The sequence below is a fragment of the Candidatus Hodarchaeum mangrovi genome (assembly GCF_975850365.1).
Window position 1 is genome coordinate 1 of the sequence record NZ_CDLCQJ010000058.1, and the last position, 9,364, is coordinate 9,364.

Annotated in this window: 7 protein-coding genes and 1 pseudogene; 4 read left to right on the forward strand and 4 right to left on the reverse strand. The window is 34.7% G+C overall.

What is annotated here, in order from left to right:
* Window positions 1–1,123: TIGR04013 family B12-binding domain/radical SAM domain-containing protein (locus ACWVCY_RS05915; protein WP_455141108.1), on the forward strand; the 1,123-nt coding region annotated here is incomplete at its 5' end.
* 15 nt (window positions 1,124–1,138) lie between these two features.
* Here the strand turns inward: ACWVCY_RS05915 and ACWVCY_RS05920 are convergent.
* Entirely contained in the window at window positions 1,139–2,344 is a 1,206-nt protein-coding gene (locus ACWVCY_RS05920; protein WP_455141110.1) for a GNAT family N-acetyltransferase, read from the reverse strand.
* Window positions 2,345–2,488: 144 nt separating this feature from the next.
* Between ACWVCY_RS05920 and ACWVCY_RS05925 the strand changes: the two genes are divergently transcribed.
* The 3 genes from ACWVCY_RS05925 to ACWVCY_RS05935 are packed head-to-tail and all read left to right on the forward strand — an operon-like array spanning window position 2,489 to window position 6,178.
* A complete protein-coding gene (locus tag ACWVCY_RS05925) occupies window positions 2,489–4,189 on the forward strand; it encodes an ATP-dependent DNA ligase (RefSeq protein ID WP_455141112.1) in 1,701 nt (566 codons plus the stop codon).
* A gap of 12 nt (window positions 4,190–4,201) precedes the next feature.
* Window positions 4,202–4,498, forward strand: a complete 297-nt coding sequence (locus tag ACWVCY_RS05930; protein ID WP_455141113.1) for a hypothetical protein — start codon at window positions 4,202–4,204, stop codon at window positions 4,496–4,498.
* A gap of 27 nt (window positions 4,499–4,525) precedes the next feature.
* Window positions 4,526–6,178: a DNA methyltransferase gene (locus ACWVCY_RS05935; RefSeq protein WP_455141115.1), complete on the forward strand. Its 1,653-nt coding sequence runs from the start codon at window positions 4,526–4,528 to the stop codon at window positions 6,176–6,178.
* Between the two features lie 64 nt (window positions 6,179–6,242).
* On the opposite strand, the gene ACWVCY_RS05940 is transcribed toward ACWVCY_RS05935, so the two are convergent.
* The 3 genes and pseudogenes from ACWVCY_RS05940 to ACWVCY_RS05950 form a co-directional block, all read right to left on the reverse strand.
* The gene (locus tag ACWVCY_RS05940; RefSeq protein ID WP_455141117.1) at window positions 6,243–8,141 is read right to left on the reverse strand and encodes a hypothetical protein; all 1,899 of its coding nucleotides are present in this window, start codon (window positions 8,139–8,141) and stop codon (window positions 6,243–6,245) included.
* 172 nt (window positions 8,142–8,313) lie between these two features.
* Entirely contained in the window at window positions 8,314–9,009 is a 696-nt protein-coding gene (locus ACWVCY_RS05945; protein WP_455141119.1) for an ABC transporter ATP-binding protein, read from the reverse strand.
* A gap of 1 nt (window position 9,010) precedes the next feature.
* Window positions 9,011–9,364, reverse strand: a pseudogene (locus ACWVCY_RS05950) (hypothetical protein); the annotation flags it as partial.

A 9,364-nucleotide genomic window follows, 5' to 3' on the forward strand; every position in this document is an offset into this window, starting at 1 on the left:
TACATTAAAGGATGGTTATCAAGTTATTTATAGCGAATCAACCCGTAATATGACTTTACCCCGATTAGAAAAGCACCTCAAACAGATTAATAACCAGATTCAATCTTCAAATTTTGTTTCCATTATTGGAGGTCCTCAAGCTACTGGTAATCCTGCTGAAATCTTAAAAATGGGAGCAGATATTGTTGTAGTGGGTGAAGGTGAGGTCACATACCCTCAATTGATATCTAATTTATTCGAATCCCAGATGGATTATTCATTGTTTCATGATTTTCCAGGTATTGCCTTTATTGATAAGACTGGTTCAATTATTATAACTGAGGAACGGCCAAAAATCGATCTCAACCAATTCTGTCCTTATTCTTCAGATTCACGTTTCGCCATTCATCCTCCCATTGAATTAATGCGAGGTTGTGCTTTTCGATGTCGATTTTGTCAGGTTCCCTACATGTATGGGAATCCACGTTTTCGTTCGATACAAATGATTCAGAAAATCGTTGAACATTATATAGACCATTTCAGTCCTCTAAAAGAAAGTGTAGACATTCGTTTTATTGCACCTAATTCTTTAGGTTATATGGAGAAGAAAAGAGGGGTTCCCAACTTTCCTGTCTTAAAAGAATTGGTTGATCAAGTTACCTCAAATGAAGTCAGACTGTTTTTTGGAACTTTCCCATCTGAAGTTAGGCCCGAATATTTAAATGAAGAAACTTTGTCATTATTTGAAAAAACTACGAATGAGTATATTTCTGTTGGATTTCAAAGCGGATCAGATCGGATTCTTTCTGAAATGCGGAGAGGACATACGGTAGCTGATGGACTTAGAGCATTTGATTTAATAACCTCACAGCATTATATTCCAATCTTTGATTTTATCTTAGGATCACCAAGTGAGACAATTCAAGATCAATGGGAGACACTCGACTTGATCCGTCAATTTCGGGGGAAAGCTAAGGTACGACTTCATTATCTTATGCCTTTACCAGGTACTCCTTGGAGTGAGGTGACTCCTGTTCCTTTAGGCCAAGAAATTCTGGCTGAAATTGGACGATTAGCCAAGTCGGAAATTATTATGGGCGAATTTAATAAACAGATGAATTTTAATAATGTAAAATCAAATTAATCTGACTTTTATCTTTTAGAAGTAATCCCGAAGTGCTGTCACCTTCTTTGGAAAAATTTCTGCAAAACTCATTAATGCTTTATCCGATCCCTGGATTTTTCCTATCTCAGCTAGTTCTTGAGGTGCGTGAAATCCAATAACAATTTGACTTAATTCTTTTATTCCTAGTCTAATATCAGGAGAATTTTTACTGGATGTTAAGGTAATTGTTCCATTTTGAATCCTTAACTCAATAATTTGATTATTCCATGGACATTGGGTTGTAGGATCTTTTATTTCAAGAGTAATCTTAGTATCTAACTCAGGTGGAAATTTCAGTTCAGTCATAAGAGCTTGAAAATTAATAATTCTGATCATCGAATTCGCTATTGTCTCATTTTTCTTCATACGAGGTGATTTCAAATAAGGAAGGTAGTTTTGTTCATAAGGTGCCAATTGAACATACTCGCTCTGAGAATCATGGTTTGCAAGAAAATTTAAAAGAGCTTGCTTCGTTTCAGGATCATTATAGACTAATTCGCTTACAACAATTTTCTCTGTCTCTTCTGGATCTGATACTTTTTTTTCAAATCTTAGTATAATATATCCAACATCATTTCCTTCTAGGTCTTGGCAGATAAATTGATAACCCTTTTGTTGCCAATACCAGCTATAAAGATTTTTCCACACATAGGGAGGACGTTTCACTAGACCAGATATCTGATTAGATAATTTATCATATATTGGATGACATCTAGGGAAATTAGGGTCAAAATCTTCTTGAATTATCCGATTAGGAGTCGGTCGTTGGATGATGTCACTAGTTTTTAATGTATAAGCATACAATTGATCAGCTTGGCCATAACCAAGAGTTTCATAGAATTGATAGTCAAATGGGTATAAACACGAAACAATATATCCTTCTTTATACATTTTAGAGAAAATAAATGTAAATAATTGTGTTATATGACCTTTTCTTCTATATTCAGGCCGACATGCTACTGCAGAAAGTCCTGCACTTTTAACAAATGATCCTCGGATGTTTTGCAGAAAATCGATTACACCTATTAATGCTGTTATATTTCCATTTTCCTCTGAGACATAATCTTTTATTTTATAAGAGATTTTGGGAGGTTCTTTTGTATCAGGGGGTAGATATTCATTAGATTTATTATTAAAGGCGTATCGAATAATTTTTCGAATAATATCTTGATCCTCTATAGTAGCTTCGCGAAAAATCATAATTGAAAGCCTCTATTAAGATAAAGTCCTAATAGCGTCTAGTTAATTTCAAGCAGTTAAAAACTTTCATTTTAAGGTAGTTGTAGATTGATTGCTTAAAGAAAGATACCTTTAAACCAACATCATTAGTCTCTGTTAAACAGTATGCTTTTTATCCAGTATTGCCAAATTATGGAAGAAATTCAGTCAACTACCAAAAAAAACGAAAAAATCTCTCTCTTTGCTTATTTTCTCCGCCAATTATCGAAAGATGAGCTACCAGCTATCTGTTACTATGCCTCTGGGAGACCATTTTCTCGACTTTCTTCTCAAAAAATCCAGTTTGGTGGAAATACTTTTTTTGCTGTCATTAAAAATATTACAAAGCATTCTAGTAAGGAATTACGAGTGGTTTATACTCAATATGCAGATTTCGGAACTTTGGTAGAGTATGCGTTACAAAACCGCAAACCACAAACACAACGACTGGATACTTTTTTCACAAAGAGTCAAGAGTTTTCTCCCCTCACTATTACTGCTATTCAGGAGTTTTTTGTAGAACTGGCTTCTTATACTGGACAAGGGTCTACAGAACAGAAAAAGAAGGATTTATTGACCATCCTGACCCGTTGTACTCCTCTTGAGGGGAAATATTTAGCAAGAATAATAACATCGGATACTCGGACAGGTTTTCGAGAAGGCCTGCTACTGGATGCCATAGCTGAGGCCTTTGGTCGTGATAAAGGAGAGGTACGATATGCTTTTATGTTGTTAAGTGATCTTGGCGAAGTAGTACTTCAAGCTTCAAACCTTCGCACTGATTTAACTCTAATATCTCCCATTCCTCTGCATCCTCTCAAATCAATGCTTGCTTCAAAGGTTGATTCCGCTCTAGAAGCTCTAAAAGCTTATCCAGAGCTCATTGCTCAACCAAAAATTGATGGTTTCCGTGCACAACTGCATCTTACACCCAAGCAAGTAATGGTTTTTTCTAGGAATCTTGAAGATATTACGGATGCTTTTCCAGAAATAACCTCAGATATTCCCTCTTTACTTATAAAGAATCATAGTCCAGTAATATTAGATGGAGAAATTGTTGCTCTAGTTGATAACAAACCTGTGTTTTTTCAAGATATTTCAACACGTATTCTACGTAAGCAAGGTATTGATGAGATGGTTAAGCGTCTGCCCTGTTACTTTTATGTCTTTGATATTATTCTCCATCAAGGACATAGTTTAGTACAGGAGCCTTTGGAAAAAAGAATTGAAATTCTAAATTCTCTTCCTTCTTCTATACATGTTAAACTTGTCTCCACGTTATCAACTAATAATTTGGATGATATAGAAAATTTTTATAGTAAGATGATTAGCGCAGGGTATGAAGGATTGATGTTAAAGGATCCTGCTTCTACATACCTTGCTGGAAAACGTGGAAAAGGATGGTTAAAGCTTAAAGCTTCTTTACCAACATTGGATCTCGTTATAATAGCAGCGGAATGGGGCCATGGACGTCGTACTGGGTGGTTATCTAATTATCATCTAGCTGCTCGTGATGGAGATTCTTTTGCTATAATAGGTAAAACATTCAAGGGTTTAACAGATAAGGAATTTCGACTACTTACAGATACCTTAAACAAGATTGTTATTTCCAATGAACCCTATGGAGTAAGAGTAGCACCTCAAATCGTTGTTGAAGTTGAATTCGATAATATTCAGGAATCTACAAAATATGATTCAGGGATGGCCCTTAGATTTGCTAGAATCAAACGAATCCGTACAGACAAAGAAATTGATGAAATTGATACATTAGAAACTGTTAAAGAGCTATTTACTAAGCAATTAGACCGTCAAAAACGGATGCAATAAAGAGTGGTTTTTATGAGGACGATCAAGCGAACTAAAGGTATTCCTTGTGTTAATCATCCTAACAATATAGAGACACAGGAATGTGAACGGTGTCATAAGTTTTTCTGTCAAGAATGCCTTGTTGAAGATTGGAATGAGAATTTCTATCAACAATTTTTAGGGAAAAAGCGACAATTTACCAGTAAAATCTATTGTAAACCATGTCAAAAGCGAGTAAGACGAGCTCGTGTGATAACTTCTTTTATATTACTGATATTACTTTTAAGTCCCCTATTTCTATGGGCTTTGGTTGCTGTTATGTCCGCATGAATATAAAAATTAATGAGCATACCTAGGATGGTTCCATTAAATCTTAAAAGTTACCAAGAGGATCGAAAAGAGCGAGGGGTATATGACAAGCGTAATCGGATTAATGATTTAACAGGAAAAGAATGGATTTTCTCTACAAAGACCGTTATTCCACGATCTTTCTCTCCTAACTCCCTTTTCTCACCATATAACTTACCTTATTCTCCTCTTCCATTTGAATTAGTTCAAGATTTAATATCCACTTTTTCAAAACCAAATGAATCCATATTAGATCCCTTCGCGGGTATTGGGGCCATACTGTTTGCAAATAATTTTGAAAATAGAGGAAATTTCTATTCTAAACGTATAATAACGGGTATTGAATCAAATCAATCACACCTGGCAGTCTTTTATGAGCTTAAAAAGAAATTTCCAAATTTTAGTGACAAGATTATTGAAAAACCTCATCAGGATGCGTTTAACCTTTTAAAAAATGAGCAATTTGAACTCATTCTTACAGAACTTCCTATACGGGAGTTGTATTCTTATTTCCCAAAACTTGATTTCCACCAAATACATAAATGGATAATGGAAAAGGAGGAAATATTTAAGAAAGCAATCCACCAATTACGAGTTGGAAAGTACTTTATATTAATGATTACTCTTCCATATTCATCAGATAATTTCTTAGAGGCTTGCACTCAATCTAATTTCTACTTCTCGATTAAAATGTCAAGTATGCTAGAATCTTTAGGATTGATCATGAAATCCGAACGTATTTGGTTTAATCCACAGACCAATGGAGAAGAGCTCCCCCTTATTCCATTGAGAAATCGAATATTAATATTTAGAAAAGAGGTAGGTCCTTTTAGTGTTAATCACTCTCCGAAGATACCCTTCTTTTCTGGAAAGACGTTTGTTATTCATAAAGCTTTCCCTCCATCTTTTAATCATGATTTACGGCGTGAACACGGGGGTATGAAACCACCCGAGCTAGCTTATTATTTGATTGAGAATTTTTCACAGGATTCATCTGATCTAATTCTTGATCCTTTTGCAGGCGTTGGTGGAACGTTATTAGGTGGAAGCATTGCTAAAAAATCAGTTATTGGAATTGATATTAATCCTCGTTGGAAAGAAATCTATGAAAATGTCTCGAATACAGCAGGATTTCCTCTTCAAAGGTATATTATAGGAGATTCTCGTAAAGTTGTTTCTGAGGAAATTGCAGATAATTCGATAGATCTAGTATTAACTGATGTACCTTATTGGGCAATGGATAAGCTAAAAAAAACACGTGGCCGTTTTTCACGAGCAGGAGAACCTTCTGGGGAAAAATTACATTCTTCACTCAAACAATTTGATGACTCGACTGTACAGAGTATCGAAGAATGGCTTGAACTATTAACTGATGTTTTTCGAACGTGTTATTGTAAATTAAAGCTCGGTAAATACATAATCGTTTTCATTGGGAATATGTATCGAACGTTCGATGAACAAATTCACAATAAAAATCTACGTAGAGGTAGATATTTATTCCTTTCAGGTCAATTAGCCCTTCTTCTAGACTCGCTTGGATTTGAGTTTGAAAGAGAATTAATTTGGTATTCCCCCGATAAATCCTTACATGTTTTTGGATATCCTTACTCATATATTCCAAGTATCGTTCATCAGACTATTCTCGTTTTTAAAAAACCATAATTTTATAGAATAAGCTTTGAATTAGCTATTAAGTAAAAAAGTATTAAGTGGAGAGGAGACTATATTATTTTTTTCTTCTAAAAAGCAATCCACTTAATGTAAAACTCAAGATTAAGATAAGAATATTGGGATAAGAAATGATTAATCCTGGAGTGGTCGTTGTTTGAGTAGTTGAACTTGTAGACAATACGAATGTTTCCGAGTAGATTAATCCAAAGGCTGTTGTGTTGAAAAAATACATCTTAACCTGATATGATCCTTCGGAGAGATCTGAGATGTCAATATCCAGTGCTTCCCAATAATCTTTAAGGGGATTATATGTTAAGTTACCAGTGATATTTGTTGTAAAGCCTGATTCAAGAGATATAATATCATATGTCGATCCATCCGCCACTTCCCAGTAATTTTGATTTGAGTCCATTACTGTTACATTTGAAATGGATAGAAGTCCTTGATCATATTTTGGTAAGAGTTGTCCAGGGTTGATTATTACTCCATTTGGATTTACCATAAACCAATATGGTATGGCTGGTGCTGCATCATCATCACTATAATCAGGAGTACCAGCTTTAGTGAATGAACTAATTACCATGGTTATCTGGTCTGCTGTGAGATTATAGTCTTCACGTGAAAAGCTTGCTAGTCCATCTAAAGAAACAGGAATTTCAATAACTTCTGTATTTAGAGGAAAAGTCGAAGAATTTGTTAAAATAGCTGTTAAAAGATATTTTGCAGTAATTCCTCCTTGGAATTGGAAATTAAAGGGCAATTCAGGAGGAATTTGAAATTGTAAATAATCTGTTCCCCAATAAGGGACTGTATTTTGAGTATAGGGTACTGGAGAGATACTAAATGTCTGTTCGATCGCCATAGCTAAAGATAGATTTTCATATCCATATTTTCCATCTGCTATGGATCTATCATCAAGAAAATTTGCAATAGTCCAATTTCGGAATACTTCTGGAAAGGTGACCATATAACCAAGAGCATTAAGGCCTTGGACGACACTAGTAATTCCATTTGAGGTTCGTTGAACAATATTCTTAATGATTGATGCTCCTCCATAATGTTCTGCAAGATACCGATAGAATGCATATGAAGCGGCATAATTTGCCATAACTAATCCTTGTATATTATTATAATCCCAATAAGTCAGAGATACATCTGGATTATTCTGAAATTGGGTTTTATAAGTTCCTGATGAAAAGGGTTCGTAATTTGCTAAATATTCAGTAAACATTGAAGCCCCCTCATCTAGCCATAAGTTTTCGTCATCATCATATCCAAAATGAATTAAATGCTGGAATTCGTGGGCTATTACTTCAAAATCTCCCACTCCTAATTTATCGATATGTAATATTTCCGCTTCATTGCTGTAACGCTGTGATGGATGGAGGTCACTATTAAGATACTGATTTAATGCATAGAAAAAGCCTGCTACATATAATCCCCCAGTATAATCATCAATAATATCAAACAACAGGATAATGATCTTACCATTACCATCAATATCAGGAGGATTCCCAAAAAAACTTGTTGTGGCAGGATAGATTGTTGATTCAAATGTATTGTTAATTGATGGTATATTGCTATCATAGCTAGAGCTTAAATTAGAATAAATAAGAGAATGTTGACTAATGAGTTTTAATGTAGCATTTATCTGATAATGGTCTAAAGTAGCAGTATTAGGAACCCAAAATAGCCGGGTATCTCCCACGGATTGGGAAATGGTTTCTCGGGGAGCTGATAATGCTATGGATTGATCAATTATTGGGTATATTGGATCATTCAGTTTTTCTGTTCCAACGGATATATGTGGTTTAATTTTTTCTACCTTAACCTCTGTTGTTCTTGAAATATCTAAGATAACAGGTTTTTCGAGATCAAACTGCTGAAGAATGGCCCAACTAGTAATTAAGATGAAGAGAATGGATGTTACACTAATAAGTTTCAATTTATTCATTCGATTGTACCTCTGGGATTTATCAGAATATCAGATGAAATTTACAAGATATCTACTTATATTCCTATCTTAATGGTTATCAGAAAGTAAATGAGAATGATAATTATTGTACTTCCCCTCTTATAAGGAAATCGTATTTAAATGATTAGAAATCATTATTATTAAATTCCTTTCAAAGATAAGCGTCTGAAATAATTTTTCCATCTTCCATCTTAAGTAAACGCATACCAGATTTAAGCATTTCCTCATCATGCGTTACACAAATAATGGTTTTTCCATGGACTTTATTTAACTCAATCAAAAGATTCATTATTTCATGGCCTATCGTCGAATCTAAATCTCCTGTTGGTTCATCTGCTAAAATCACTTCTGGGTCATTAGCTAGACTTCGGGCTATTCCAACACGCTGTTTTTCTCCTCCAGAGAGTTCATGAGGAAGATGGTGCTTTCGATTTACTAGATCAACGATATTAAGTAATTCTAAAGCCCGGTTTTCCCTGAGTTTTCGTTTAACTCCTGCAATAAGCATTGGAAGTTCAACATTTTCTTTTGCAGTTAGAACTGGGTGTAAATTGAAAAATTGAAAGACAAAACCAAGTTTATACCGTCGAATCTCACATAATGCTTTATCACCAAGGGCTCGAAGATCCTGATTTTCAATACGGACAATTCCTGCTGAGGGTTGTTCGAGTCCTGCCATGACATTTATCAAGGTAGATTTCCCGCTTCCAGAGGGACCCATTATCATAATAAATTCCTGTGGATAAACAGATAAATTGATGTTGTTTAATGCATCGACGGTATGAGTACCAATTGAATAACGTTGATTAACATTCTCAACCTGAATTAATGGGGTTGTTTTACTCAAGTTAATCACCTCGAACTGGGATAATCGTTGCAAATCCTTCTCGCATTTCTAGTTTCACATGATTTTTTATATTGGCTTCACGTCTTATACTGTCAGGGATACGCATATTTCCATGATCATCAACAAAAATAACCTCTTCTCGAATATCTAAGGATAGTTCTGAATCAATAGCTCGGTGAAGTCCAACAATTCTTCCATCTAGAATTCGTAATGCTCTACTAGTCATATTAGCAAAACGATTATCATGTGTTACGACAAGAAAGGTTTTTCCAAGTGACTTATTAAGCAATTTAAAATATTCAATTATTTTTAATGTAGTTGTGCTGTCTAATTCTCCAGTGGGTTCATCAGCTAA